The sequence below is a fragment of the Pseudomonas sp. D3 genome (assembly GCF_029320995.1).
Lineage (GTDB): Bacteria > Pseudomonadota > Gammaproteobacteria > Pseudomonadales > Pseudomonadaceae > Aquipseudomonas > Aquipseudomonas paraveronii.
On sequence record NZ_CP119772.1, the window covers coordinates 6113836 to 6138916 of the forward strand.

The following is a 25081-nucleotide window of genomic DNA, read 5'->3' on the forward strand; positions in this document are numbered from 1 at the left end:
ACTAAACCGGTATGCGCCAGGCTTTGGCCATCTCCACCGTGGTCGAGCGGAACGATTTTGACCAGGGTTTGTTGCGCGCACCGTAGTGCTGAATGATGTCGTCGAGCACTCGGTTGAACTCAGCGGGGGTGGTCGCCTTGGCCAAATTACCTGCGGCGCGTTGCAACAAGTCGACGTTGGCGCCTGTCTGGCCGGGGCGGTACAGCGATGGGTAGATGACCTCGCGGGTGAAATTTTCGGCCTTTACCGAGAGGTCGCGCCTTTTCATTTCGGCGACCGCACTGGCCATGACCTTGGACATCGGCGAGGCGCCCGAAGCCTGCTTGGCCGCCACCTGCAACAACTGCTGAAAATTGCGCTGCCCCGCTGCATTCAGGCGCCGCCCCAGCCACTCGACATGTTCAGGCCGGCTGGCGAGCGCATCCAGGTTGCGCAGCGCGGCAGACAGTTCAGGGGTGAAGATCAAGCTGTCGTAGTTCTGGTTCACCTTGGCAATGGCATTGTCCAGGGCCTGCAATGCTTGTTGCGCGCTCTTTCTGAACCTCAATACCGCAGCCGCAGCCGGCTCTTTCTGCAAGGTTTCCTGCACACTGGCCAACATCTCATCGTCCATCGCCAGCACAGCGTCATCCAATGAAGCAAAAGTGTGATGCTCGCGAACCGTGTCGCGTTGCTCCAAGTGCGCCGCCACGGTTTTGCGCGCGTGTGCCTGCAGATGCTGCTTGTGCTCGGCGCTCATGGTGAAGTTCACGGTGCCGTTGAGTGTGCCGCGAAAATCCCCCTTATTCGTCTTCAGCCGCAGGACCACTGTCTGCTCGGCAAACGCCTTGAGCCGTTCATCTTGATAGGCCTCGGCGGACGTATGGGACGTTCCCGTCACCTTATCGACGAGGCCACTGAAAAACCCGACGCTTTTTTTCGGCGTTGCAGCGTCTTCGGCTTCAAATTTGACGATCAGAGACTCGTACTGGCTTAGCGGACTTTCTGCAAACGAGCGCTCGATCACCCCGGGAGCCGGCGTGTTGAGCAGCAGGCCACCGTCCTGAAACGCCGTGGCTTCGGCAGTTTCCTGAAAGGCATGGCCCTGCTCGGTCGGGCGCTTGAAAAGCACCGGCAATGACGCCGAAATGTGCGCGGCGCGGGCGATGTCCATGTCTGGGGTCAAGCTGGCGTTAAACGCCACCAATTGCGGGCGGCCGTCGAACATACCCGTACCGGTGATATTGAGTGGCTTGATCGCTGGGATATGTCGGTTCAACACCTCAAGATCGCGAAAAGTCGGCGCGCCGCCAGCGCTGAGCCGGTCAGCAATTTTCATGACTGCGTCTGGCCGGGTGGCCCTTGGCGTGGCGGCGATATGGGCGAGGATCGACTGGCGTGACTCGTTGCGCAGCAATTCCTCCAGGGGATACGCCTCGGTTTGCAGGCGCGGCATCAAGGTCAGCAGCAATTGGGCGATATTGCCGGCAGGGCCTGGCAAGCGCCCGATGAGTTTGCCAATACGAGTACTGGCCTCTTGCAGCCAGGCCGTTAACGGGTCGTTACTATTCAACAGGCTCGGCAGGTCGATACTGTTCGATAGCTTGCCGAAGACCTCGGCGTTCATGCCACTGGCGAGCAACGTTGCAGAAATCGCGCCGGCCGATGAGCCGGAAATAACCTGGATACCTTGCAGCTTCCCGCTGTCCTCAAGCGCCTGCACCATCCCCGGATAGGCAATGCCTTTGGCTCCCCCGCCACTGAGCACCAGATGGCTGGGCGGTGGCGGCGACACCACAATGTCCACCTGGCCGTTAATGTCGCGGGAGAGGCTCAGCTTGCGCGGCCCAACCCCTTCAACCAAGGTCGGTTTCACGCCTTGGCTGAAGGAGGATTGTGGCGACTGAAGCGAAGGCGGCCGAATTTGGGCAGCCGGATTGGAGGACACTTTCATACACAGGCTCTCAATACAGGATGTAGTCCTGAGTGATGAGAACGCCCGGGAAAGATCCACCTGGAATGATTTGGTAAAGCAATCAAACCGGTGAGCGGTTACGCAGGGTGGCTGTCTTCCTTGAACTGGTCCTTCACGTACTTGATCTCGGTCCGGCCGTGCGGCGCGGGCAAACCGTCTTCGCCGAGGTTGACGAAGACCATTTTTTCCACAGTGAGGATGCTTTTGCGGGTGATCTTGTTGCGCACTTCACAGGTCAGGGTGATGGAGGTGCGGCCGAAATCGGTGGCGGTGATGCCCAGCTCGATGATGTCGCCCTGGCGCGAGGCGCTGACGAAGTTGATTTCGGAGATGTACTTGGTCACCACCCGCTGGTTGCCCAATTGAACAATCGCGTAAATGGCCGCTTCCTCGTCGATCCAGCGCAGCAGGCTGCCACCGAACAGGGTGCCGTTGGGGTTGAGGTCTTCAGGTTTTACCCATTTGCGGGTGTGGAAGTTCATGGTCACTCCAAAACGTCTTGCCGAATGATGGGCAACATCATGGCAGAGCCCGGGCTCAAGCTCTATGCGCTATTGCCTATCAACCCCATGCGCGATCTTCATCCCGCCGACAGAAAGGCTTGGGAAGTGCCGCGTACACAGCTATAATCGCCCCCGCTTCAAAACGGTCATCTTCAGTTGATACCGTTCTCCCGCCACCTGTCCGAGGGGCGCTGCAGCAGGTTCAACCTGTCAGGCTCGGATGGGGCGTTGTCCGGCCTGGTTACCCTGGCCTGATACTAAACGCACAACGGCGCCCATTCGCACACTACGAATGGAGGCTCTTCATGAGCGCTGTAATTACGCCTGCAGATTTCAACGACTACAAAGTCGCCGACATGTCCCTCGCTGCCTGGGGCCGTCGCGAAACCTTTATCGCCGAATCCGAAATGCCAGCCCTGATGGGCCTGCGCAGCAAGTACGCCGCTGAGCAACCGCTCAAGGGCGCGAAGATTCTTGGCTGCATCCACATGACCATCCAGACTGCCGTGCTGATCGAAACCCTGGTTGCCCTGGGTGCCGAAGTGCGTTGGTCGTCCTGCAACATCTTCTCGACGCAAGACCAGGCTGCCGCCGCCATCGCTGCCGCCGGTATCGCGGTATTCGCCTGGAAAGGCGAGACCGAAGCAGAGTACGAGTGGTGCCTGGAGCAAACCATCCTGAAAGATGGCGCGCCATGGGATGCCAACATGATCCTCGACGACGGCGGCGACCTGACCGAGTTACTGCACAAGAAGTACCCGCAGATCCTCGACCGCGTCCACGGCGTGACCGAAGAAACCACCACCGGCGTACACCGCCTGCTGGACATGCTGGCCAAGGGCGAGCTGAAAATCCCGGCCATCAACGTCAACGACTCGGTGACCAAGAGCAAGAACGACAACAAGTACGGCTGCCGTCACAGCCTGAACGATGCCATCAAGCGCGGCACCGACCACCTGCTGTCGGGCAAGCAAGCCCTGGTGATCGGCTACGGTGACGTGGGCAAGGGTTCGTCCCAGTCCCTGCGTCAGGAAGGCATGATCGTCAAGGTCTCCGAAGTTGACCCGATCTGCGCCATGCAAGCCTGCATGGACGGTTTCGAAGTGGTTTCGCCGTTCATCGACGGTATCAACGACGGCAGCGAAGCAAGCATCGACAAGGCCCTACTGGGCAAGATCGACCTGATCGTGACCACCACCGGTAACGTGAATGTCTGCGATGCCAACATGCTCAAGGCCCTGAAAAAGCGCGCCGTGGTGTGCAACATCGGTCACTTCGACAACGAAATCGACACCGCTTTCATGCGCAAGAACTGGGCATGGGAAGAAGTGAAGCCACAGGTCCACAAGGTTCACCGTACCGGCTCGGGCGATTTCGACCCGCAGAACGACGACTACCTGATCCTGCTGGCCGAAGGCCGCCTGGTAAACCTGGGTAACGCCACTGGCCACCCAAGCCGCATCATGGATGGCTCGTTCGCCAACCAGGTACTGGCGCAGATCTTCCTGTTCGGCCAGAAATACGCCGACCTGTCGCCGGCCCAGAAAGCCGAGCGCCTGACCGTGGAAGTGCTGCCGAAGAAACTCGACGAAGAAGTGGCCCTGGAAATGGTCCGCGGCTTCGGCGGCGTGGTGACTCAACTGACCAAGACCCAGGCCGACTACATCGGCGTGACCGTTGAAGGTCCGTTCAAGCCGCACGCTTACCGCTACTGATATGCCTGTTGCCCTCTCTTCGGGAGGGGGCATTTTGTGGAAGCGGGCTTGCTCGTGATGGCACCGACTCGGCACACCTGCAACAGCGAGCCGCCCCCATCGCGAGCAAGCCCGCTCCCACATTAATCGGTGCACGCCTTCCGGTATTCTGAGTTTCCAAGGGTATTACCATGTCCCAAGACCGTCGCTACAGCTTCGAGTTCTTCCCGACCAAGACCGATGCTGGGCATGAAAAACTGATGGCGACTGCCAAGCAGTTGGCCAGCTACCACCCCGACTTCTTCTCCTGCACTTACGGCGCCGGCGGTTCGACCCGTGACCGCACGATCAACACCGTGTTGCAGCTGGAAAGCGAAGTCAAAATTCCCGCCGCGCCGCACTTGTCGTGCGTGGGCGACAGCAAGGCCGACCTGCGCGCCCTGCTGACCCAATACAAGGCCGCCGGGATCAAGCGCATCGTCGCCCTGCGCGGTGACTTGCCATCCGGCATGGGCATCGCCAGCGGTGAGCTGCGCTACGCCAACGACCTGGTGAGCTTCATCCGCGAAGAAAGCGGCGATCACTTCCACATCGAAGTGGCCGCTTACCCGGAGATGCACCCACAGGCGCGCAACTTCGAAGACGATTTGCAGAACTTTGTGCGCAAGGCCAACGCCGGCGCCGACAGTGCAATCACCCAATACTTCTTCAACGCCGACAGCTACTTCTACTTCGTCGAGCGTGTACGGGCCTTGGGTGTGAACATCCCGATCGTGCCGGGCATCATGCCGATCACCAACTACAGCAAGCTGGCGCGCTTCTCCGACGCCTGCGGTGCTGAGATCCCACGCTGGGTGCGTAAACAACTGGAAGCCTATGGCGACGACGTCAAAAGCATCCAGGCGTTCGGCGAACAGGTTATCAGTGAGATGTGTGAACAATTGTTGCAAGGTGGCGCGCCAGGGTTGCACTTCTATACCCTGAACCAGGCTGAACCTAGCCTTGCCATCTGGAACAACCTGAAGCTGCCACGCTAACGCCTGCCCGGCGGTGCCAAGGCCCTCGCCCCTACGAGGGCCTTTGTCGTTTTACATGCCCACGGAACCCAGCAGTCCATGAATACCGCGCCCCCGACTTCCCGCCCGCAACTGGTCTATCTGGTTTTCGGCGCCGAGACCTATCACCAGGAGGCCGTCTTCAGCATCGCCAGTGCGCTGGCTTTTCTGCAGGAGACTCCGGACGCCGCCATAGACATCCAGGTCTTCAGCGACAACCCCGAACCCTATCGCCTGCTGCCGGTGCGTGTGCGCCCGCTGGACGAAGCCACCCGCAAACGCTGGAGCGAGCCCCACGGTTATCACTTCCGCACCAAACATGTGGTGCTGCGCCAGGTGCTGAAAGAATCGCCAGTGGCGCTGCTGATCGACACCGACACGTTCTTCCACCATTCGCCCACGACCCTGTTCGAGCGCGTGCAGCCCGGCACCCTGCTGTGCAACGATTTCTACTCAAAGTACGGCGACAACCACGAAAACATTCTCTACTCCGCGTTGCACCAACGCCTGCTGGACATGGGCTTGGCCGACGATGACATGATGAATCTCAACTCCGGGGTCATCGGCCTGACGCAACAGGACGCGCACATCCTCGATCACTCCATCGAGTTGATGGACGAACTGTTCCCTCACGCCCAGGGCGCCTACACCCTGGAAGAGTTCTGCCTGTCGATCGCCGCCTACCGCACCCTCAACGTGCGCGGGTGCCCGGACCTGATCCACCACTACTGGAGCCGCAAGCAGTTGTTCCGCGCCAAGGTCAAAGCGTGGGTCGCCAAGCACGCGGCCGCCCCCACCAGCGCGCAGGCCCTGGCCGACACGCGGCAGGTCTCCTCCCACTTGCCGCGACCACCGCGCCTGCAGCGCCTGATGTACAAGCTGATCACCCTGCTCTTGCCCAAGCACCAGCAACAGTTCATCCGCGAAATTCTCTACGGTTGCTACGAGCACGAAAACGAGTTCGACCGGGCGTGCGGCCCGGCGTGGTGGGACAAGGCGCGACAGAATCAGGAACAGCGCCAAAAGCGTCCGTTCGACGCCCACCAATTGGAACACTGGTTCGCCAACCCGGCGGTCAGGCTGATTCTCGGCGAGCGGCGCACCGCAATCTACGAACACTTGATGACCTCGCCAGCCCACTAGCGATCCCCGCAGATGCGTGTGCCAGAGCTTCTCTTTAACGCAGGAGCGTCGTAACCTCAGGCCATGCCCGTGATTCTCAAGCTGTTGACCGCGACATTTTTCACTTGCCTGAGCCTGGCCGCTTACGGAGAGAAGTTGCGCATTGTCACCGAGCCGTGGGCGCCCTATGTGTACGACGACAACGGCACCATGCGCGGGCTGGACTATGAAACCACGGTGATCGTGTTCCAGCGCCTGGGCGTCGATGTGGAATGGCAATTCCTGCCATGGAAACGCTGCCTGAACATGCTCGAACAAGGCCACGCCGACGGCGCGCTGGATATTTTCCACAGCCATGAGCGCGATGCCCTGCTGTTGTACCCCAGCGAACCGCTGTCGGAGGTGGAGTTCGTGCTGTTCTACGCCAATGAGCGGCCCCACCCGGCCCAAACCCTCGAAGAGCTGCGCAACCTGACCGTCGGCACCTCGCCGGGCTACCTGTATGGCGCGCAATTCAGCGAATCCAGCCTGTTCCATCGCGAGCCGGCGCCGACTCATGAAGCGAACTTCGGCAAATTGATGCTTGGCCGCATCGATCTGCTGGTGACTGACCGCAGGGTCGCTCAGCATGTGATCAAGGCATTGGGCCTGGAAGGCAAGGTCAGCCAGGCGCCCATCGTGATCAGCCGCCAGCAGCAGTTCCTCGCGGTGCGCCGGGGCGCAGGCATGGACCTGCTGGTGCAGCGCTTTGCCGCTGAACTCAAGCGCTTCAAGCACGAGCCGGCCTACACCGCCTTGAGCGCCAAATATGGTGGTATTCAAACCGCAGCCGAGCCGATTACACTGCCTGAACGCACCGTTGAGCAGCAGGAAAGCAGCGCGCCGTGATTGCTCTGTTATACTCCGGCCTTCCCGCCAGGCTTACGCCCGGCCGCTGAGGTCTTGAAAAAGGCACCCAACCCCGCTACTGCGCAGCTTTCAAGCCCGCGCGAGCCGGTGGAGTGCCCGCCAGACGCAGCAGGACCGGACGGGATTGCGCTCCCCTAAGCGCCATTCACGCCCGGCAAGATTATCCCTTTGGGCCAAGCCCTAACTAGAACAGGATTACTCATGTCCTTTGCTTCCCTCGGTCTCTCCGAGGCTTTAGTCCGCGCCATCGAGGCAGCGGGCTATACCGAGCCTACTCCGGTGCAACAGCGGGCCATTCCCGCCGTGTTGCAAGGTCGCGACCTGATGGTTGCGGCTCAGACAGGTACTGGTAAAACCGGCGGTTTCGCCCTCCCGATTCTGGAGCGGTTGTTCCCCAACGGTCACCCGGACAAGTCCCAGCGTCATGGCCCGCGCCAACCGCGCGTACTGGTCCTGACCCCTACCCGCGAACTCGCCGCCCAAGTGCATGACAGCTTCAAGCTGTATGCCCGCGACCTGAAGTTCGTCAGCGCCTGCATCTTCGGCGGCGTCGGCATGAACCCACAGGTTCAGGCCATGTCCCGTGGCGTTGACGTCCTCGTCGCCTGCCCGGGTCGTCTGCTCGACCTGTGCGGCCAAGGCAGCGTCGATTTGTCCCACGTGGAAATCCTCGTGCTGGACGAAGCCGACCGCATGCTCGACATGGGCTTTGTCCATGACGTGAAAAAGGTCCTCGCCCGCCTGCCTGCCAAACGTCAGAACCTGCTGTTCTCGGCAACGTTCTCCAACGACATCACCGCCCTGGCCGGCAAGTTGCTGCACAACCCGGAACGCATCGAAGTCACGCCGCCGAACACCACGGTCGAGCGTATCGAGCAACGCGTGTTCCGCCTGGCTGCCAGCCACAAGCGTTCGTTGCTCGCCCACCTGATCACCCATGGCGCGTGGGAACAGGTGCTGGTGTTCACCCGCACCAAGCACGGCGCCAACCGCCTGGCCGAGTACCTGGACAAGCACGGCCTCACCGCCGTCGCCATCCACGGCAACAAGAGCCAGAACGCGCGCACCAAAGCGCTGGCCGACTTCAAGGCCGGTGAAGTACGCATCATGGTGGCCACCGATATCGCCGCACGCGGCCTGGATATCGACCAACTGCCACACGTGGTCAACTTCGAGCTGCCCAACGTCGACGAAGACTATGTACACCGTATCGGCCGTACCGGCCGCGCCGGTCGTTCGGGCGAAGCCATTTCCCTGGTAGCGCCGGACGAAGAAAAACTGCTGAAAAGCATCGAACGCATGACCAAGCAGAAAATTGCCGACGGCAACCTGATGGGCTTCGATTCCAGCGCCGTTGAGGCCGAGAAGCCTGAAGTGCGCGAGCGTCCGGACGTGCGTAACCCGCGCAACCCACGCGGTCCGAAGGGCGATGGCCCGAACGGCGGCGGTGGCGGCGGTGGTCGTCGCGACAAGGGCAAGGACAAGGGCGGCAAGGAAAAAGCGCCAACCAACGGCCGTGGCGAACGCCCGGCCCGCGAGCAGAAACCCCGTGAAGGCACCCCGGCTCGCGAACAGCGTCAGCCGAGCCAGCCAAGCCAGACGCCACGCGCCAGCGCCGACCGCGCGCCGGACGAGTTCCTCGACGACGATGTGGATAACTTCGGTAACCGCGTCGACTACGTGCCTCAGGCCAAACCGGCCCAGGGCCGTGGCCGTCGTCCAGGCGCTCCGGCTCCGGGCGCTGGCACCGGCACGGCCGCACCCCGTGGCGGTCAGCCACAGGGCGCGCGCCAGAACGGCCCGCGCAACAGCAGCGGCGGCACCACCGGCACCCCACCGGCCAAGCGCAGCGGCCCGCGTAACGGCGCACCGCGTGATGGCCAGGCGCGTCGCGAAGACTCGCGTAGCAACAACCGCCGCCCAGCCCGTGACGACCAGCCACAGTTGTCCGAGCCAGCGGTGCAAAACCCGCGCGGCGGCCCGGCACCAAAGATCATCCACAAGGAGTCGAAAGCCGATCGCTTCCCGACACCCGAGCAACTGGATCAGTTGCCAGGCCGTCCTCGTGGTGAAAAACCAGCGCTGCTGACCCGCAACCGCTGATTTTCAAAGCGTCATAAAAAATGCCCCGGATCGTGAGATCCGGGGCATTTTTGTGTGGCGGGCGAAAATTACTTCGCTTTCACACCTTCAAACGTCACGTACAGCTCAACATTGTTGGACGCTGGGCCCAGGTCCATCTGCTTGCCGAAGTCCTGGCGATTGAAGCTGGTGGTGCCTTCAAAACCGGCACGGTAGCCGCCCCATGGATCTTTGCCTTCACCCAGGAAGGTGGCCTTGACAACGATCGGCTTGGTCACGCCGTGCAGGGTCAGGTCGCCGGTCACGTCGGCAGTGACTTGGCCCGCAGCATTTTTACCGGTGGTTTTAACACTGGTGGAGACGAACTTGGCATCGGCAAACTTGCCAACGTCCAGGAAGTCTTTGCTGGAGATGTGCTTGTCACGTTCGGCGTGGTTGGTGAACACGCTGGCGGTACGGACGTTGAACTCAATCTTGCTGTCTTCAGGCTTGGCGGCATCGAAGCTGAACTTGCCGTCCAGGTCCTTGAACGTACCGGTGATGAAGCTGTAGCCCAAGTGGCTGATCTTGAAATCGACGAAGGCGTGCTGGCCTTCTTTGTCGACAACATAGTCAGCGGCCATCACCTGACCTGCCGACAGCAGAGCAGAACCGATTGCCAGAGCGGCGAGAGTCTTTTTCAACATGCTTTCTATTCCTTGTGAGTCGAGGTTGAACATCAGGCTTTGCGCCCCAGCATTCGCGTGAGGGTCGCATCACGATCGATAAAGTGGTGCTTCAACGCGGCTACGCCATGCAAGCCGGCGAAAACCACCAGCACCCAGGCGAGGTACAGATGCACCACGCCAGCGGTGTCTGCCTGGTCCGGCAAGCCGGAAACCACAGCAGGAATCTCAAACAGGCCAAACACCGGGATACCCACACCGTCTGCGGTGGAAATCAGGTAACCGGCAATCATCACGGCAAACAAACCGACATAAAGGAACGCATGGCCAAAGGCAGCACCGATTCGCGTCAGGCGGCTGTAGCTGGCCAGCGCCGGCGGCGGCGGGCTGATCAGGCGCCAGACAATACGCACCAGCATCACTGCGAACAGCGTGATGCCGATGCTTTTGTGCAGGTCCGGCGCGTCTTTGCGCCACGTGCTGTAGTAGTCGAGACCGACCATCCACAAGCCCAGGGCGAACAGACCAAACACCACCAGGGCCACGCCCCAATGCAACACCATGCTGACCCAGCCGTAGCGGGCTGGTGAGTTACGTAGCTGCATGTACTTAATCCCGTAAGAACTGTGCTCAAGACTAACGATTTACCTATCGAATTAAAGCGCAAATTTTTGCTTTGAAATATCGAGAAATATGATCATAAGCCTAGGCACGATACGTTAACGAGGGATTAAGACTATTCCCAAGAAACGTGACAGTCCGTCCTATGTTTACCGCGAATTCCCCACAATGGCTTGTGACACGGGCCTCCATTGCATAGGCTTGCGCGATTGTTTCGCCTGCGAAGATGCAGGACCGCTTCGAGGAGATAGACGATGGGCTTGAACAACCAGTGGATGCAACGCGACCTCGCGGTGCTGTGGCATCCCTGCACCCAGATGAAAGACCACCAGCAACTGCCGCTGATCCCGATCAAGCGGGGTGAAGGCGTATGGCTGGAAGACTTCGAAGGCAAGCGCTACCTCGACGCCGTCAGCTCCTGGTGGGTCAACGTGTTCGGCCACGCCAACCCGCGCATCAACCAGCGCATCAAAGACCAGGTCGACCAACTGGAACACGTGATCCTCGCCGGCTTCAGCCACCAGCCGGTGATCGAACTGTCCGAGCGCCTGGTGGCGATGACGCCTGAAGGCCTGACCCGGTGCTTCTACGCCGATAACGGCTCGTCGTGCATCGAAGTCGCGTTGAAGATGAGCTTTCACTATTGGCTCAACCGTGGCCTGCCGAACAAAAAGCGCTTCGTCACCCTGACCAACAGCTACCACGGCGAAACCATCGCCGCGATGTCGGTGGGCGACGTGCCGCTGTTCACCGAAACCTACAAGGCGCTGCTGCTCGACACCATCAAAGTACCGAGCCCGGATTGCTACATGCGCCCCGAGGGCATGAGCTGGGAAGAACACTCGCGCAACATGTTCCTGGCCATGGAACAGACCTTGGCGGACAACCACGACACGGTCGCCGCCGTGATCGTCGAACCGCTGATCCAGGGCGCCGGCGGCATGCGCATGTACCACCCGGTGTACCTCAAGCTGCTGCGCGAAGCCTGCGACCGCTACGGCGTACACCTGATCCATGACGAAATCGCCGTCGGCTTCGGCCGTACCGGCAGCATGTTCGCCTGTGAACAGGCCGGCATCCGCCCGGACTTCCTGTGCCTGTCCAAAGCCCTCACCGGCGGCTACTTGCCGCTGGCGGCAGTGGTCACCACCGAAGACGTCTACAGCGCCTTCTACGACGACTACCACACCCTGCGCGCCTTCCTGCATTCCCACAGCTACACCGGCAACCCGCTGGCGTGCGCGGCGGCCCTGGCGACCCTGGATATTTTCGAAGAAGACAACGTCATCGAAAACAACAAGGCCCTGGCCCAGCGCATGGCCACGGCCACCGCACACCTGGTGGACCACCCCCACGTGTCGGAAGTGCGCCAGACCGGCATGGTGCTGGCCATCGAGATGGTCCAGGACAAAGCCACCAAAACCGCCTACCCGTGGCAGGAACGCCGCGGCCTGAAGGTGTTCGAGCACGCCCTGGAGCGCGGTGCGCTGCTGCGGCCGTTGGGCAGCGTGGTGTATTTCCTGCCGCCGTATGTGATTACACCGGAGCAGATCGACTTCCTGGCCGAAGTGGCGAGTGAAGGGATCGATATCGCCACCAACAGCACCGTCAGCGTCGCCGTGCCGAAGGACTTTCACCCAGGCTTTCGCGATCCGGGCTGATTGGGCTCACTCGACTGATCGGGTGCCAGGTCTACCGTCATCGCGGGCAAGCCCGGCGCCCACAGGTTTTGTATTTTTCCAGAGAACAGAAATGAGACTGTCCCGCTTTTTCACCGACACCCCGTTGAGCCTCGGCGAGCATGAATTGCCCGAAGCCCAGGCGCACTACATCAGCCGCGTGCTGCGCATGGTCGAAGGCGATGCCGTGCAACTGTTCGACGGTTCCGGGCAGGAGTTTCGCGGCACGTTGCTGGAGGTCGGGAAAAAACGCGTCAGCGTGCAACTGACCGAGCAATTCGCCGGGCAGACCGAATCGCCGCTGCACATTCACCTCGGCCAGGGCCTGTCCCGGGGCGAGCGGATGGATTGGGCGATTCAGAAAGCCACCGAACTGGGCGTCAACGCCATCACGCCGATTTTCAGCGAGCGCTGCGAAGTGCGCCTCAAGGACGAACGCGCCGACAAACGCCTGCAGCACTGGCGCCAGGTGGCGATCAGTGCCTGTGAGCAATGCGGGCGTTCGACGGTGCCGGTGATTCACCCGCCGCTGTTACTGGCCGATTGGCTGAAGCAGACCGAGGCGGACCTGAAGCTGGTGCTGCACCCGGTCGCCGAGCCGATGATCAGCCACGCCAAGCCGTCGAGCCTGGCCTTTCTGATCGGCCCCGAGGGCGGCTTGACCGACCCTGAAATCGACACCGCCCAAGGCGCCGGCTTCCATGCCGCCCGCCTCGGCCCGCGCGTGTTGCGCACCGAAACCGCACCGGTTGTCGCGCTGTCGGTCGCCCAACAACTGTGGGGCGATTTCTGACCAACCCGAGGAGAGGGTTTATTCCACCGGATCGCTCGCTGGCTTAGCGAAGATCGCCTTCAACTCGGCGCTCATCGGAAACTCCAGGTTCAAGCCCTTCGGTGGGATCGGCGGCTCAAACCCGCGCCGACAAATCCCATCGATCGTTGGTTCTCGGGTGATGACGATTTAAGCGGCGCGGGGCGCCCGGCCCTGTCGTTGCTACCGCCGGCGATTCTGCAGTGGCAGCGCGCTTACCCGGACATTGCCTGCGAGCTGTCCAGCGACCATAGCCGCGAGTTGGTGCAGAAGCTGTTGATGCGCGAGATCGACCTGGCGCTGACCCTCAACTTCGCCGGCCACCCGGGACTCACCACCCAAGTGCTGGCCAACGAAGCCTTGGTCGCATTGGCGTCCAAGGGCTATTGGACCGAGGCGCAAACCCGCAAGCCGCTGCCGTTGGCGGAATTGGCGGGAGCGCCGTTGATTGGCCTGTCCAGCGCTGACCCCTTCACCGCCCTCGGCGCGTCGACGGCGACCACCCGCATCCGCACGCTCACACCGCCACTGCCGATCACCCTGTACGCCCTGACCCGCGCCTACGAACCGCCGCCGCACATGCTGGCCAACCTGCTGCAGATCTTCGGTGAGCGTGCACGGGAGCTGCTCGAACGCCTGTGAGAACGCCGAGAACACATGTGGGAGGGGGCTTGCCCCCGATGGCGGTGGTTCAGCCAGCTTATTTGCCAACTGACACACCGCCATCGGGGGCAAGTCGAATCGTCGCACCGCCCCTCCCACATTTTTTTGACCGCGTTGCCCGTTAGAGCACGTAATGCATGATCGCCACAAAATGCAGCAAACTGCCGCCGATCACAAACAAATGCCAGATCCCATGGGAATGCCGCAGGCGATCCTCCAGGGCAAAAAAGATGATGCCGACGGTGTACAACACGCCGCCCGCCGCCAGCCAGATAAACCCCGCCGTACCCAGTACCGCAATCAGCGGCTTGACGGCCACCAGCACGATCCAACCCATCACCGCGTAGATCACGATCGACAGAACCCGCGCCTCGGAACGCGGCTTGATCTCCTGCAGAATGCCGACCACCGCCAGCCCCCACACGATCCCGAACAGCGTCCAGCCCCACGGGCCTCTTAAACTGACCAGGCAAAACGGCGTGTAACTGCCGGCGATCAACAGGTAGATCGAAAAGTGATCGACCTTCTGCATGATCGCTTTTCGCCGCCCCTGCACGCTGTGATACACCGTCGACGCGCTGTACAGCACCATCAGCGTAAAGCCATAAATCGCCACGCTGACAATCTTCCAGGGGCTGCCATCCAGGCTCGCCACCACCAACATCCACACGGCGCCCACACACGCCGCGATTGCACCGAGCAAATGGCTCCAGGCGTTGAATCGTTCCCCGTGGTACATCTGTCACTGCCCCCCTTGTAACCGTTAACCGCTGCCTGACAAGCGTCCCGCCTTGCGCATAAGAGTGCAAGGGCCTTATGACGTTCCGGCGACGCCGCGCGGTTTTGCGGGCACAATCGGCCGTATTCGAACAAGAGCCACGGCCATGCTGATCGACGAAGAGTTCACCCTCAAAAAGCTGGAAATCTTCCTGGCGTTCATGCGCACCGGCAACCTGGCCCGCGCCGCCGCCGAGCTGCAAACCAGCAACGTCAGCGTACACCGCGCCATCCACTCCCTGGAAAACGCCCTGCGCTGCCCGCTGTTCAAGCATGAAGGCCGCAACCTCACCCCGCTGGAAAGCGCCTACGTGCTCGAAGAACGTGCGCAAAAGCTGATAGCCGAGGTGATCGACAGCGTGCGTCTGACCCGCGAAGCCGCCGGGTTCTCCGCCGAACGCTTCAAGCTCGGCTCGCTGTATTCGCTGACGGTGAAAACCGTGCCGCAACTGATCATGGGCCTGAAAATCCGCCGCAGCGAACTCAACATCGACCTGATCCTCGGCTCCAACTTCGACCTGCTGTACAAGCTCAAGAACATGGAAGTCGACGCGATCCTCATCTCCCTCGACGAACACGCCAACGATCCCGACTGTGCGCAGATTGCGCTGTTCTCCGACGACATCTTCCTCGCCACGCCCGCCGATTCGCCCTTCGACCGCGAGCAGCAAATCGACCTGGCCGACGTGCGTGACGCCACGTTCATCACCCTCACCCAGGGCTTCGCCACCCACCAGGACGGCAACCGGGTGTTCAAGCAAGCGGGGTTCGAGCCGAAGGTGGCGATGCAGGTCAATGACATCTTCACGCTGCTGAGCATGGTCAGTTCGGGGGTGGGTTATGCGCTGCTGCCGGGAAGGATTGCGGCGGTGTATGAGAACCGCGTGAAGCTGATACCGCTGCAACCCAGGTATCGGTTGCAGCAGCATATCGGGGTGGTGTTCTTGAAGGCCAAGGAGCGCGACCCGAATTTACTGGCGTTGTTGGCGGAGTGTCGGATGTATGCCAATCGCCAGGTGACAGCCTGACAGACCGCTATCGGGGGCAAGCCCGGCGCCTGCCGTTGACCGAGCCGCCTGAGCATACTCGGTCAATAGGTGGGAGCAGGCTTGCCTGCGGCCCCGTCAACCCACCAAGCCACGCATGATCAGAAACAGCAACGACGGCCCCAGCAAGCATCCCAGCGCCGTATAGAACGCCGCTGTCAGGCAGCCGTAAGGCACCAGCTTCGGATCGGTTGCCGCCAGGCCTCCCGCCACACCGCTGGATGTGCCCATCAGGCCGCCGAAGATAACGGCGCTGCGAGGGTTGTTCAGGCCAATCAATGGCGCTACAAACGGGGTCATCACCATCACTAGGATGGCCTTGATCAGCCCCGCGGCAATGGACAGCGCCATAACCTCGGAGCTGGCGCCAATCGCGGCACCGGTCACCGGGCCGACGATATAGGTCACCGCCCCGGCGCCTATGGTGGTGAGGCTTACGGCATCGGTATAACCAAATGCCATGGCCACCGACACACCGGCGATAAACGACGACCCCACGCCGATAAACAACGCCAGTACGCCAACGTACCCGGCTCGCTTGAGCTCATCCACACTCACGCCAAATGCCGTGGCCACGATGGCGAAGTCCCGCAGCATCGCCCCACCGAGCAGGCCAATGCCTGACAGCAACGGGATATCCACCACACCCTTGGCGCCGCCGGTGAAGGCGCCGCCGACGTATGACAGCAGCAACCCCAACAAAATGGCGATGGCCGAGCCGTGCAGACGGCCTTTGGTGAACGTGTTGGAAATCCAGTAGGACACCCACATGGTCAAGCCGATTACCGCGAAACCACTGATCAGGCCGTAGCCGGTGATCACTTTCATCATCGATTCGTACATAGCGATCACCCGGCATCTTTAGTGGGAACAACAGCGCTTGGCTCCTGGTTGCCGATGCGCATCAGCACCGGCACCAAGGCAAACCCGAGCACCACCGCAAACGTCCCGGCCAAGATCGCCATGGGCCCGCCACTGATGGCGCCATAGACGTTTTGCTGGGCAGCCATGGCCACCACAATCGGGATATAGATAGCCGCCCAAAAGCTCACGCCTTGTTCCGACTTAACGGTAAACAAGCCACGCTTGCTGAGGTAACTGCCCAGGCCGATCAACAGCAACATGGCGATGCCAACCCCGCCGACGTTGGCCGGGATACCCATCCATTTACCCAGCAGTTCGCCCACAAACAGCCCGACCAACGTGCAAAGCGCCAGAAACGCCACACCATAGATAATCATTGTTGTTGTCCTCAAAGTGCTCGATCGATTTTTTGTTTTTGTGCTTCGAAAGCCTTGGGTAGTGCTTTATCGGTGGCGGTGTTCCTCCTCTTCCAGCAGGGCCTGCACGGTGTCCAGGCGCGCACCTTCGCAGGCGATCACCGTGCCTTGTTCGAACACGCGGCGTGACAAACCGGTGAGTACGGCGCCGGGGGGCAGTTCGATTTGCAGGCGCACGCCGCGCTCATAGGCGCTTTGCACCGTGCCGCGCCAGTCGACGACGCGGCACATGTTGAAGGCCAGGTCGTCGCGCAACTGCGCAGGGTCGTGGATCGGCCGCGCCCGTGTGCTGCTCAGGTAGGTGATACGCGGAGCCTTGAGCGTGACGAACGCTTCAGCCAGCGCCTGGGCCGGCCGCTGCAGCAGCGCGCAATGGGACGGCACGCTGACGGCCAGACGCTTGGCGATGCCGTTGCCTTTGACGCGCTGGGCCACGCGCTGCATCGCTTCATCGCTGCCGGCGATCACCGTCTGGTTATCGGCGTTGATATTGGCCAGGTACACCGGGGTTTCGGGGCTATGGATTTCGGCCAGCAGGGTTTCGACAGTGGATAAGTCCGGGCCGATCAAGGCGGTCATGCCGTAGCCCTGTGGATAAGCCTGCTGCATCAGTTCGCCACGCAGGCTGACCAGCCTGACCGCGTCGGCAAAGTCCAGGGCCCCGGCAATCACCGCCGCCGGGTAAGCGCCGATGGACAAGCCCGCCACATAATCCGGCGTGCGCGCCAGCAGACGCGCATGGGCCACGCCCGCAATCAACAGACACAACTGCACGGCGCGGGTACTGGCCAAGGCCCGCGCAGAATCGAGCTGGCGCACGTCTTCACCCAAGGCCGCGCTGGCTTCGTCCAGCACCGGCGCGGGCAGATGCCCGAGCATGCCGGGCCGTTGCGCGCCCTGCCCCGGAAACACCAGCAGGCTGCTCATATCAGCGCCTGCCAGGGATCAATCACCAGATGCGCACCGCTGGCGGCTTTGAGCAGCACGCGGCGTGACGAGCCCGCCCATTCGCGCAAGGCGACGGCGCCAAACGGGGTTTGCAGTTGCAGGTCCACAACGCAGGCTGCCGTGTCCAGGATCGCCAGCAAGTCCCCGGCGTCGCGTCGTTCAAGCGGCTCTGGGGTGCGCAGGATCAAATCCAGATCGCTGCTGTCATGCAGCGCTTCAATGCCCGTGGCCAATTCAAAACCCGCACTGCCGCTGACGCCCCAGTCCTTCTGCGCCAGCATCGGCCGCAATTGAGCGAGCGCGCGCAATGCCGGTACATCGCGGGGCGAGATCACCTCGCGCAGCGCTTCCGGCACCACCCGCCGTTGCACCAGCGCCAGCGGCATTTCGGCGGCGAAACGCTGCTCGCGCAAACGCCCGCGCACGCCGACCGCCACATGGCCCGGTTGCGCAATGGCGCGACGGACCACCACCGGCTGCCCGGCACCGAGCGCCGCCAGCACCCAGGCCGGCGCATCGGCAGGGACATGCGCCGGGGTCATGCCCCAGAGCAGGTCGTGAGCGTTCACCATTGCGCCCGCAGCAGTTGGCGGACATGGCTGGAGGCAGAACGATTGGTGGCGCCGAGGCGACCGCTCAAATCACGGCCATCGACATCCCTGATCGCATTGACCAGGCAATCGCTGACCCGCGCCACATCGTCCTTCGTCGGCTGTTCAATCTGGCTGACCGATAGGGTCTCCCAGAGCAAACCGAGGCTGGCATAACTGTCGATGTCATAGGCCATCGGCGGCACGCTGGCGGCCAGGGCTTCGAGTTCTTCGACGCTGCGCAGGGTTACCCGCGCCGCCGAGGCCTTGCCCATGGCGTGTACCATCACGCCGGGGTCGCGCAGGGCGATCAAGCGGTTGGCCTGGTAACCGTGGGCGAGGAACGCACCGGACATGGCCTTGCCCACCAACAACCCGATCACCGGGTGCCCGGCCAGACGGGCGCGGGCGTAGCTGTCGACGGCAGCCGCCAGGGCTTGATGAATGCCGAGGGCTTCTTCGCGACGGCCGTAGGCTTGGCTCGGCACATCGACGATGGCGATCAATGGGCGTTTGTCGCCCGTCGCGATGGCTTCATCCACGGCTTTGGCCAAACCCCACCCTTCGAGCAAGCCGACTTCGCCGTTGCGTGCGCGGGGGAAGCGGTTTTGCGCGTCGGGGACCACGGCGATAAAGCGCACCTGGTGTTCACCCAATACGCCATCGGCGACTTTCAGCGAGTTCGGCAACCCTTCCACAGGTTGGGCGCCGGCACTCAATGCGTTGAACCACTGCAAACCTCTCATGAGCGTTCTCCCTGATACAGATCGCGAACCGTCGCCGGGTCGATTTGCGGTTCGGCGTCCAGCTCAGCCAGGCGCGCCAGATAGAAGTCGGCCCGGCGGCTGCGTTGTTGGGCCGGCAAACCGAGCTGCAACAACGCGCTGACGGTCTGCTGAATCTGCGCGACATCGTCTGCCACGTAACGGTCGGCCAAGCCGCTGTTGAAGCGTTGCTCGCCGCCGGTCAGGCTCCAGATAAAGGGCCGATCGCGGGAATCGTATTCGTCCAGGCCGGCTTCCTGCTCGATCACCTGCGGACCGTTCAGGCCCAGCCGCGCTTCGCGGGTCACCACCAGGTAGCTGCACAGCCCGGCGGCGATGGACATGCCGCCAAAGCAACCGACGCTGCCCGCCACCACAGCGATCACCGGCTGATACTGGCGCAGATCGACAATCGCGGCGTGAATATCGGCAATCGCCGCCAGGCCCAGGTTGGCTTCCTGCAGGCGCACGCCACCGGTTTCCAGCAGCAGCACGGCGCAGGTCGGGATGCCGTTGCGGTTGTCTTCGGCCGCCAGCTCAAGGGCGCCGGCGATTTTTGCGCCGCCGACTTCACCGAGGCTGCCGCCCTGGAAGTTGCCTTCGATCGCGGCGATCACCACCGGCTTGCCGGCGATGCGGCCTTTGCCGATCACCACGCCGTCATCGGCCTGGGGCACCACGCCCTGAAGGCTGAGCCAGGGCGACATGACTCGCTGAAACGGGTCGATCAGTTCACGGTAAGAGCCCGCGTCCAACAAGGCCTTGGCCCGCTGCCGTGCGCCCAGTTCGACGAAGCTGTGTTTGCTGAGCAAGTCAGTCATGGCCGATCTCCTCGAAGCCCTGCTCCAGGCGCAGGCGCACCACGCCGGGGGTGGCGCCGAAGTCGTGGATATCAATGTTCAGTGCTGGCGGTGTCTGCTCCAGGAAGATCCGCTCGAACAGGTGCTGCCAGCGTTGTTCGGCGCCATTCACCGAGGTCTGCACCTGAATGGTCAGGATGCCGGGCGTGCCCGGTTCCAGCAGCACTTCGAGGTCGCCCGAACCGACACACCCCACCAGCGCGCGGCCTTTGGGTGGCTGCCCGGCGGGGAATTCAAAGGATAAAGTTTCCATCAAAACGCTCCGTCGAGGCGGTCGATAAACAGGCAGGCGGCCAACAGGTCGGCGGCGCCACCGGGGGAGGCATTCAGGGCCAACAGCTGTTGATCGAGTTCGTGCAGGTGGCGGCGCCCCGCGAGGGTGGCGCTGCCGCCGGCGTCGAGCACCGCTTGCGCGCCGTGTTGCATGGCGTGCAGGCCGGCGGGGCCAGCGCGGTAGAGCACGCAGGTGTCGGCCAGGTCGGTCATGATCGCGAGCAAGGCATCCAGGCGTGCGTTCTGCTCACCGGCCTGTTGCTGGCGGCTTTTGTGCAGTCGCGGCAGGCCGCGTTGCAGCACTGAAGGGAAACCCAGTTGGGCTTCTTCACGGGCACCGCGTGCGCCGTAACGTTGCGCCACCTGCGCGCCGTGGCTCATCGGTTGCGGGGCATAGCGATCGTCGAGCAGGGCCAGTTTTGCCGCTTTTAAGGTCACGGCATTCGGGGTGCAGGATTGCGGCTCCAGTGCCGCTGCGGCGGTGAGTAAGCCGAGGGCCCAGATCGCACCGCGATGGGTGTTCACACCGTCGGTGGTGACGAGCATCGCCTGCTCACCGTCGCGACCGATGCGGCCGAGGGCTTCGCGCAGGGGCAAGCCGACTTCGCCGATGTCGAGGGCGGCTTCGGCCATTGCCAGGAACATCGGCCACAAGGACAACGCCGAGGCGTGCATCAGGCCCAGGTGCAAGTCGCTGTGGGCGCCGTTGCCACGGCGGTCCACCAGGGCGGGTTTGGGCGACAGGTCGGCTTCGTCGATCAACGCGTCGACGGCGAGGTCCGCCAGGCGTTCGGCGAGGCTGAGTTCGTGCAGTTTGAGGGCGCGCATTCACCAGCTCCTGAACTTGGCGGGCGGGTTGTACAAACCACCGGACCACTCCACCAGATCGGCCACGCTCTTGGCGGCCAACAATTCGCGGGTGGCGTCGGTGCGGCGGATGCCGAGGTCTTCGGGCAAGGCGATCAGGCCTTCGCGACGCATGCGCGCGGTGTCCTTGGGGTTATGGCGCAGGCCGATGGCGGTCACCCCGGCGACGGCGGCGATCATCGCCTGGCGCTCTTCCAGGGAACGCGCCTTGTACAGGTAGGCGATGCCTTCTTCGGTGAGCAGGTGGGTGACGTCGTCGCCGTAGATCATGATCGGCGCCAGGGGCATGCCGCTTTTACGCGCCACTTCCACCGCGTCGAGGGTGTTGACGAAGGTCGGTTTGCCGCCCTCCTGGAACGTCTCGACCATTTGCACCACGAGCTTTTTGCCGCGCTCCAAGAGTGCTTCGGGGGCATCCTCGTGACGCATATCGAGCCAGGCCGGGGTGCCATGGCGGCGACCGCGCGGGTCGTGGCCCATGTTCGGCGCGCCGCCAAAACCGGCGAGGCGGCCACGGGTGACCGTGGAGGAATGCCCGTCGCCGTCCACTTGCAGGGTGGCGCCGATAAACAGGTCCACCGCGTATTGGCCGGCCAGTTGGCAGAACATCCGGTTGGAGCGCATGGAACCGTCGCGGCCGGTGAAGAACACATCCGGGCGGGCGGCGATGTAATTCTCCATGCCCAGCTCGGTGCCGAAACAATGCACGCTTTCGACCCAGCCGCTTTCGATGGCGGGAATCAGCGTGGGGTGCGGGTTGAGGGTCCAGTTGCGGCAGATCTTGCCCTTCAGGCCCAGGGATTCGCCGTAGGTGGGCAGGATCAATTCGATGGCGGCAGTGTTGAAGCCGATGCCGTGGTTGAGCGACTGCACGTTGTGTTTTTCGTAGATGCCACGGATCGCCATCATCGCCATCAGCACATGCACCGGCTTGATGTGGCGCGGGTCGCGGGTGAACAGCGGTTCGATGTAGAACGGCTTGTCAGCCACCACCACAAAATCCACCCAACTGGCCGGGATGTCGACGCGGGGCAAGTCAGTGACGTCGTCCACCAACTGGTTGACCTGCACGATGACGATGCCGTCGCTGAACGCGGCAGGCTCGATCAACGCAGGGGTGTCTTCGGTACTCGCGCCGGTGTAGATGTTACCGGCGCGGTCGGCCATGAATCCGGCCGAGAGCACCACATTGGGGATCAGATCCACCACCAGCCGGGCATAGAGTTCGATGTAGGTGTGGATCGCGCCGATTTCCAGCAAGCCGTCTTCCAGCAACTGGCTGATGCGCAGGGATTGGGTGCCGGCGAAGGAGAAGTCGAGCTTGCGTGCGATGCCCTTCTCAAACAGATCCAGGTGCTCGGACCGGCCGACACTGGGCATGATCATGTGCAAATCGTGGAGCTTGGCCGGGTCGGCCTTGGCCAGGGAGCGCGAGAGGAAATCCGCCTGCTTCTGGTTATTGCCTTCCAGCACCACGCGGTCGCCGGGGAGGATCAGGGCTTCGAGGGCCTCGACGATTTTGTCGCTGGGCAGCACGGCCCCATCCGCATACTGCTTGACCAGCCCGAGCCGCCGCTGCTTTTCATCGCGCCGCCGCGTCCAGCGCGAGTCGGGGGTAATTATTGTTGTCATGGTCGCTCCACGGGTTTGCTGTCGTGGGCTGTACCTTAGGAGTGATTCAGAGGGGCATCAATCAAGCTGGGCGCTGAATCGTTACGGCTGGAGTAATGAATAAGCAACAAACACGGGGTTAAGCCTAATGGGGAGCAACATGCCCCCCAAAGCAGCCCACAGTGCTACTCGAAGCGCGGTAAATGCGGAACCGCAATCGGCTTTTGCGCACTCACCCATGCGTCGAACCCTCCGGTGATCGATGTTACGTGCAGGTAGCCCATATCAAGCAGCGATACAGCCGCGAGCGCAGCGCGACCACCCGTTTTGCAGTACAGCACGACTTTAAGGTCTCGCGAACTGAGCGCGGTATCGTTGGTCAGTTTAAATTCCAGCATGCCGCGCGACGCATGCACAGCGCCCGATATATGACCTGCGGCATACTCGTCGGCTTCACGTACATCAATCAGTACATCCGCATTCTGGATAGCCAGGTCAACGTCTTCGATGGCAACTTCTTCGATACGGGCCTTAGCCTCTACTACAAGATCGTGGGCAGTTTTAATCATGGTATTTGGGAAGCGTCCAGTTGGGAGAGTGACCCGACGTTCAAAGCGGCGCCGCAACACCTGCGCGGCTCCCATCGGTATTAATCATGTGGTCGGCCATCTCGGAAAACATACGTTGCAGCTTCGCATTCAGGGCTGCGTCATACACCTGCTCGTTGATTGCCTGACGCATGCACAGCATCCATTCGTCGCGCTCGACAATACTGACTGCAAAGGGCGCATGTCGCATGCGCAAACGAGGGTGGCCACGTTCCTGATGGAACAGTGGCGGGCCGCCAAGCCAGCCACTCAGGAACTTGAATAGACTGTCGGCGCTGCCGGCGAGACTCTGTGGGTGCATCTGACGCACTATTCTCGCCTCGGCCAGCACCTCCATCAGTTTGTAAAAGCGGTCGACCAGTTTATGGATACCCGCCTCTCCCCCTAACTGGAGATAAGTACTGGTGGTGTTCTTATGCGCGGTACTCAATAGTTCAGTCATATCGTCAGCACTCAATGTTGGAACTTTATCCCGCCGGCAAGCGCATGCGTCACCCAGCACTGCCATTGGCAGATGGCGCCGCCGTCGCTTATCGGAACGGGCCATAACCAGGCAGTTAGCACGCGCCATGCCAAGAGCGGAAATGTGTTTTTTATTGATTGATAACAAATACTTAAATATTCAAGCACGAAGATGGCAGATGCGTTGGCAGTTACATACTCTGCCAATCGGCTATGACGGCAGTGGTTGGCAGTCAGGGTTCGGGCTGAGCCCCTACGACTTGTGGCAGGCCGAGCATCCAGAGCAACCGGTCATTGAGCGATAAAGACGAGCGCTAACCTGTGTGGGAGGGGGCTTGCCCCCGATGGCAGTGGCTCAGTTACAGATACTGAGACTGACACACCGCTATCGAGGTAAGCCCCCTCCCACATTTGTTCGGTGGTGTCTTTTAAATGGCGGTCCCCAAAAAGGAACGATCAGTCGCTGTTTGGGAACGCTTCACGATGCTGGAGAAGGGCTGACTTGCTCCAGCGCTCTGTCGACCAGCAACTGCCCCAACGCCGCCATTTGCTGGATTCCGAGCATGATTACGCGCTGGGAGCGACACGTTCATGCCGGGCGCAAAATATTGCAGGAAGAATCCGAACGCTGACTCATCACAACGCCATCACCACCTTGACCGCTCCAAGACCTTCGAGGGCGTAGCTGTTGTACTCATACACGCCCCCCTGAATATCCAACCGAAGCACGCCCTCATGCTCACTTACTTGCACATCGGGTTCTTTGGTTTTCAGAAATGGATGAGCCGACACCAACCCTGTGAGTATTTCCTGATCACTCCCCAGGTCCTTATGAACGTAGTACCTGTAGGAAAAGCCCACCGTCGCACCACCCTGCCCATCCCGCGCGCCGTAGATTGAGGTGCCGTTGCCCAAGGAATGTTTCAACACCACCTCATCCAGATCCGGTGTCCCGGGCGACATGACCCAACTGCCCGCGATATAAATCAGGCAGACCACTAACAGGCAGTTACGCAGGATCGGTATGAAGCCTTCAGTGGCCTTGAGAAATCGCATACTCAATACCTCTCCTTATCCAATATTGATCTCGCGGGTCATCACCAAAAGGATCAACTCCCCACCATGATCCAAAATCCGGATGGGTGGTTTTTGCGATGGTCTGAGCAACACCAGCGGCGCGCAGCAACACGTGCTCAGGAATGCCCAACACCGTACCAGTTGCACCGGTACGGCCATG

General features: G+C 61.6%; 26 protein-coding genes, 2 pseudogenes and 1 riboswitch. Of the genes and pseudogenes, 9 read left to right on the forward strand and 19 right to left on the reverse strand.

All coding sequences use genetic code 11. From position 1 onward, the window contains the following. Position 1: 1 nt before the first annotated feature. Both P3S72_RS28380 and P3S72_RS28385 read right to left on the reverse strand, forming a co-directional pair. Positions 2-1933 (reverse strand): patatin-like phospholipase family protein, encoded by a 1932-nt coding sequence (locus tag P3S72_RS28380; RefSeq protein ID WP_276195265.1) that lies wholly within the window; start codon positions 1931-1933, stop codon positions 2-4. Positions 1934-2031: 98 nt separating this feature from the next. Beyond that, entirely contained in the window at positions 2032-2436 is a 405-nt protein-coding gene (locus tag P3S72_RS28385; RefSeq protein WP_276195266.1) for a hotdog domain-containing protein, read from the reverse strand. Between the two features lie 198 nt (positions 2437-2634). Beyond that, a riboswitch (S-adenosyl-L-homocysteine riboswitch) is annotated at positions 2635-2741 on the forward strand. 21 nt (positions 2742-2762) lie between these two features. On the opposite strand from P3S72_RS28385, the gene ahcY reads away from it, so the two are divergent. The 5 genes from ahcY to P3S72_RS28410 all read left to right on the forward strand — a co-directional run bounded on the left by ahcY (position 2763) and on the right by P3S72_RS28410 (position 9340). Beyond that, positions 2763-4172 carry an adenosylhomocysteinase gene (gene ahcY / locus P3S72_RS28390; RefSeq protein ID WP_276195267.1) on the forward strand — a complete coding sequence of 470 codons (1410 nt, stop codon included), beginning with the start codon at positions 2763-2765 and terminating at the stop codon, positions 4170-4172. A 170-nt stretch (positions 4173-4342) separates the two neighbouring features. Continuing rightward, a complete protein-coding gene (gene metF / locus P3S72_RS28395; RefSeq protein WP_253399864.1) occupies positions 4343-5188 on the forward strand; it encodes a methylenetetrahydrofolate reductase [NAD(P)H] in 846 nt (281 codons plus the stop codon). Between the two features lie 78 nt (positions 5189-5266). Beyond that, positions 5267-6349: a hypothetical protein gene (locus P3S72_RS28400; protein ID WP_276195268.1), complete on the forward strand. Its 1083-nt coding sequence runs from the start codon at positions 5267-5269 to the stop codon at positions 6347-6349. A gap of 63 nt (positions 6350-6412) precedes the next feature. Then, positions 6413-7216 carry a transporter substrate-binding domain-containing protein gene (locus tag P3S72_RS28405; protein ID WP_247398926.1) on the forward strand — a complete coding sequence of 268 codons (804 nt, stop codon included), beginning with the start codon at positions 6413-6415 and terminating at the stop codon, positions 7214-7216. A gap of 222 nt (positions 7217-7438) precedes the next feature. Beyond that, on the forward strand, positions 7439-9340 hold the full coding sequence (locus P3S72_RS28410; RefSeq protein ID WP_276195269.1) for a DEAD/DEAH box helicase: 1902 nt from the start codon (positions 7439-7441) through the stop codon (positions 9338-9340). A 68-nt stretch (positions 9341-9408) separates the two neighbouring features. Here P3S72_RS28410 and P3S72_RS28415 read toward each other — a convergent pair whose 3' ends face one another. Together P3S72_RS28415 and P3S72_RS28420 are read right to left on the reverse strand one after the other, a co-directional pair. Next, entirely contained in the window at positions 9409-10005 is a 597-nt protein-coding gene (locus P3S72_RS28415) for a YceI family protein (RefSeq protein WP_017844972.1), read from the reverse strand. A gap of 32 nt (positions 10006-10037) precedes the next feature. Continuing rightward, positions 10038-10589 (reverse strand): cytochrome b, encoded by a 552-nt coding sequence (locus P3S72_RS28420; protein WP_247407209.1) that lies wholly within the window; start codon positions 10587-10589, stop codon positions 10038-10040. 270 nt (positions 10590-10859) lie between these two features. Between P3S72_RS28420 and P3S72_RS28425 the strand changes: the two genes are divergently transcribed. Together P3S72_RS28425 and P3S72_RS28430 are read left to right on the forward strand one after the other, a co-directional pair. Beyond that, on the forward strand, positions 10860-12266 hold the full coding sequence (locus P3S72_RS28425) for an adenosylmethionine--8-amino-7-oxononanoate transaminase (RefSeq protein WP_276195270.1): 1407 nt from the start codon (positions 10860-10862) through the stop codon (positions 12264-12266). A 91-nt stretch (positions 12267-12357) separates the two neighbouring features. Next, positions 12358-13077, forward strand: coding sequence for a 16S rRNA (uracil(1498)-N(3))-methyltransferase (locus tag P3S72_RS28430; protein WP_276195271.1), 720 nt, complete (start codon positions 12358-12360; stop codon positions 13075-13077). A gap of 18 nt (positions 13078-13095) precedes the next feature. Here the strand turns inward: P3S72_RS28430 and P3S72_RS28435 are convergent. Further along, a pseudogene (locus P3S72_RS28435) lies at positions 13096-13221 on the reverse strand (amino acid ABC transporter substrate-binding protein); the annotation flags it as partial. 45 nt (positions 13222-13266) lie between these two features. On the opposite strand from P3S72_RS28435, the pseudogene P3S72_RS28440 reads away from it, so the two are divergent. Then, positions 13267-13737, forward strand: a pseudogene (locus tag P3S72_RS28440) (LysR substrate-binding domain-containing protein); the annotation flags it as partial. A 142-nt stretch (positions 13738-13879) separates the two neighbouring features. Here the strand turns inward: P3S72_RS28440 and P3S72_RS28445 are convergent. After that, a complete protein-coding gene (locus P3S72_RS28445) occupies positions 13880-14497 on the reverse strand; it encodes a hemolysin III family protein (protein ID WP_276195272.1) in 618 nt (205 codons plus the stop codon). A gap of 145 nt (positions 14498-14642) precedes the next feature. Here P3S72_RS28445 and P3S72_RS28450 point away from each other — a divergent pair, with 145 nt between their 5' ends. Next, entirely contained in the window at positions 14643-15563 is a 921-nt protein-coding gene (locus P3S72_RS28450) for a LysR substrate-binding domain-containing protein (RefSeq protein WP_276195273.1), read from the forward strand. A 96-nt stretch (positions 15564-15659) separates the two neighbouring features. Here the strand turns inward: P3S72_RS28450 and madM are convergent, their stop codons facing one another. The 13 genes from madM to P3S72_RS28515 form a co-directional block, all read right to left on the reverse strand. Next, positions 15660-16424, reverse strand: a complete 765-nt coding sequence (gene madM, locus P3S72_RS28455; protein WP_276195274.1) for a malonate transporter subunit MadM — start codon at positions 16422-16424, stop codon at positions 15660-15662. Positions 16425-16429: 5 nt separating this feature from the next. Further along, positions 16430-16822: a malonate transporter subunit MadL gene (gene madL, locus P3S72_RS28460; protein WP_276195275.1), complete on the reverse strand. Its 393-nt coding sequence runs from the start codon at positions 16820-16822 to the stop codon at positions 16430-16432. A 66-nt stretch (positions 16823-16888) separates the two neighbouring features. Continuing rightward, complete coding sequence (gene mdcH / locus P3S72_RS28465; protein WP_276195276.1) at positions 16889-17788, reverse strand: malonate decarboxylase subunit epsilon; 900 nt, start codon at positions 17786-17788, stop codon at positions 16889-16891. Then, a complete protein-coding gene (locus tag P3S72_RS28470) occupies positions 17785-18381 on the reverse strand; it encodes a malonate decarboxylase holo-ACP synthase (protein ID WP_276195277.1) in 597 nt (198 codons plus the stop codon). Before P3S72_RS28470 ends, mdcH begins: the two co-directional genes overlap by 4 nt. Beyond that, positions 18375-19145, reverse strand: a complete 771-nt coding sequence (gene mdcE, locus P3S72_RS28475; protein ID WP_276195278.1) for a biotin-independent malonate decarboxylase subunit gamma — start codon at positions 19143-19145, stop codon at positions 18375-18377. Before mdcE ends, P3S72_RS28470 begins: the two co-directional genes overlap by 7 nt. Continuing rightward, a complete protein-coding gene (locus P3S72_RS28480) occupies positions 19142-19984 on the reverse strand; it encodes a biotin-independent malonate decarboxylase subunit beta (RefSeq protein WP_276195279.1) in 843 nt (280 codons plus the stop codon). The genes mdcE and P3S72_RS28480 overlap by 4 nt, the downstream gene beginning before the upstream one ends. After that, on the reverse strand, positions 19977-20276 hold the full coding sequence (locus tag P3S72_RS28485) for a malonate decarboxylase subunit delta (protein ID WP_276195280.1): 300 nt from the start codon (positions 20274-20276) through the stop codon (positions 19977-19979). Before P3S72_RS28485 ends, P3S72_RS28480 begins: the two co-directional genes overlap by 8 nt. Then, positions 20276-21124, reverse strand: a complete 849-nt coding sequence (locus P3S72_RS28490) for a triphosphoribosyl-dephospho-CoA synthase (protein ID WP_276195281.1) — start codon at positions 21122-21124, stop codon at positions 20276-20278. The genes P3S72_RS28485 and P3S72_RS28490 overlap by 1 nt, the downstream gene beginning before the upstream one ends. Next, on the reverse strand, positions 21125-22795 hold the full coding sequence (mdcA, locus tag P3S72_RS28495) for a malonate decarboxylase subunit alpha (protein ID WP_276195282.1): 1671 nt from the start codon (positions 22793-22795) through the stop codon (positions 21125-21127). Between the two features lie 164 nt (positions 22796-22959). Further along, positions 22960-23340 carry a rhodanese-like domain-containing protein gene (locus tag P3S72_RS28500; RefSeq protein ID WP_276198003.1) on the reverse strand — a complete coding sequence of 127 codons (381 nt, stop codon included), beginning with the start codon at positions 23338-23340 and terminating at the stop codon, positions 22960-22962. Positions 23341-23383: 43 nt separating this feature from the next. Then, positions 23384-23824 carry a group II truncated hemoglobin gene (locus P3S72_RS28505; RefSeq protein ID WP_276195283.1) on the reverse strand — a complete coding sequence of 147 codons (441 nt, stop codon included), beginning with the start codon at positions 23822-23824 and terminating at the stop codon, positions 23384-23386. A gap of 656 nt (positions 23825-24480) precedes the next feature. Further along, positions 24481-24900, reverse strand: coding sequence for a hypothetical protein (locus tag P3S72_RS28510; RefSeq protein ID WP_247403055.1), 420 nt, complete (start codon positions 24898-24900; stop codon positions 24481-24483). Further along, positions 24878-25054 carry a polymorphic toxin type 44 domain-containing protein gene (locus P3S72_RS28515; protein WP_346429961.1) on the reverse strand — a complete coding sequence of 59 codons (177 nt, stop codon included), beginning with the start codon at positions 25052-25054 and terminating at the stop codon, positions 24878-24880. The genes P3S72_RS28510 and P3S72_RS28515 overlap by 23 nt, the downstream gene beginning before the upstream one ends. Between the last annotated feature and the right edge of the window lie 27 nt (positions 25055-25081).

Coding starts and splice junctions, on each gene's coding strand:
- P3S72_RS28380 (WP_276195265.1), bottom strand. CDS start 1,933: ATGAAAGTGTCCTCCAATCCGGCTGCCCAAATTCGGCCGCCTTCGCTT.
- P3S72_RS28385 (WP_276195266.1), bottom strand. CDS start 2,436: ATGAACTTCCACACCCGCAAATGGGTAAAACCTGAAGACCTCAACCCC.
- ahcY (WP_276195267.1), top strand. CDS start 2,763: ATGAGCGCTGTAATTACGCCTGCAGATTTCAACGACTACAAAGTCGCC.
- metF (WP_253399864.1), top strand. CDS start 4,343: ATGTCCCAAGACCGTCGCTACAGCTTCGAGTTCTTCCCGACCAAGACC.
- P3S72_RS28400 (WP_276195268.1), top strand. CDS start 5,267: ATGAATACCGCGCCCCCGACTTCCCGCCCGCAACTGGTCTATCTGGTT.
- P3S72_RS28405 (WP_247398926.1), top strand. CDS start 6,413: ATGCCCGTGATTCTCAAGCTGTTGACCGCGACATTTTTCACTTGCCTG.
- P3S72_RS28410 (WP_276195269.1), top strand. CDS start 7,439: ATGTCCTTTGCTTCCCTCGGTCTCTCCGAGGCTTTAGTCCGCGCCATC.
- P3S72_RS28415 (WP_017844972.1), bottom strand. CDS start 10,005: ATGTTGAAAAAGACTCTCGCCGCTCTGGCAATCGGTTCTGCTCTGCTG.
- P3S72_RS28420 (WP_247407209.1), bottom strand. CDS start 10,589: ATGCAGCTACGTAACTCACCAGCCCGCTACGGCTGGGTCAGCATGGTG.
- P3S72_RS28425 (WP_276195270.1), top strand. CDS start 10,860: ATGGGCTTGAACAACCAGTGGATGCAACGCGACCTCGCGGTGCTGTGG.
- P3S72_RS28430 (WP_276195271.1), top strand. CDS start 12,358: ATGAGACTGTCCCGCTTTTTCACCGACACCCCGTTGAGCCTCGGCGAG.
- P3S72_RS28445 (WP_276195272.1), bottom strand. CDS start 14,497: ATGTACCACGGGGAACGATTCAACGCCTGGAGCCATTTGCTCGGTGCA.
- P3S72_RS28450 (WP_276195273.1), top strand. CDS start 14,643: ATGCTGATCGACGAAGAGTTCACCCTCAAAAAGCTGGAAATCTTCCTG.
- madM (WP_276195274.1), bottom strand. CDS start 16,424: ATGTACGAATCGATGATGAAAGTGATCACCGGCTACGGCCTGATCAGT.
- madL (WP_276195275.1), bottom strand. CDS start 16,822: ATGATTATCTATGGTGTGGCGTTTCTGGCGCTTTGCACGTTGGTCGGG.
- mdcH (WP_276195276.1), bottom strand. CDS start 17,788: ATGAGCAGCCTGCTGGTGTTTCCGGGGCAGGGCGCGCAACGGCCCGGC.
- P3S72_RS28470 (WP_276195277.1), bottom strand. CDS start 18,381: ATGGTGAACGCTCACGACCTGCTCTGGGGCATGACCCCGGCGCATGTC.
- mdcE (WP_276195278.1), bottom strand. CDS start 19,145: ATGAGAGGTTTGCAGTGGTTCAACGCATTGAGTGCCGGCGCCCAACCT.
- P3S72_RS28480 (WP_276195279.1), bottom strand. CDS start 19,984: ATGACTGACTTGCTCAGCAAACACAGCTTCGTCGAACTGGGCGCACGG.
- P3S72_RS28485 (WP_276195280.1), bottom strand. CDS start 20,276: ATGGAAACTTTATCCTTTGAATTCCCCGCCGGGCAGCCACCCAAAGGC.
- P3S72_RS28490 (WP_276195281.1), bottom strand. CDS start 21,124: ATGCGCGCCCTCAAACTGCACGAACTCAGCCTCGCCGAACGCCTGGCG.
- mdcA (WP_276195282.1), bottom strand. CDS start 22,795: ATGACAACAATAATTACCCCCGACTCGCGCTGGACGCGGCGGCGCGAT.
- P3S72_RS28505 (WP_276195283.1), bottom strand. CDS start 23,824: ATGACTGAACTATTGAGTACCGCGCATAAGAACACCACCAGTACTTAT.
- P3S72_RS28510 (WP_247403055.1), bottom strand. CDS start 24,900: ATGCGATTTCTCAAGGCCACTGAAGGCTTCATACCGATCCTGCGTAAC.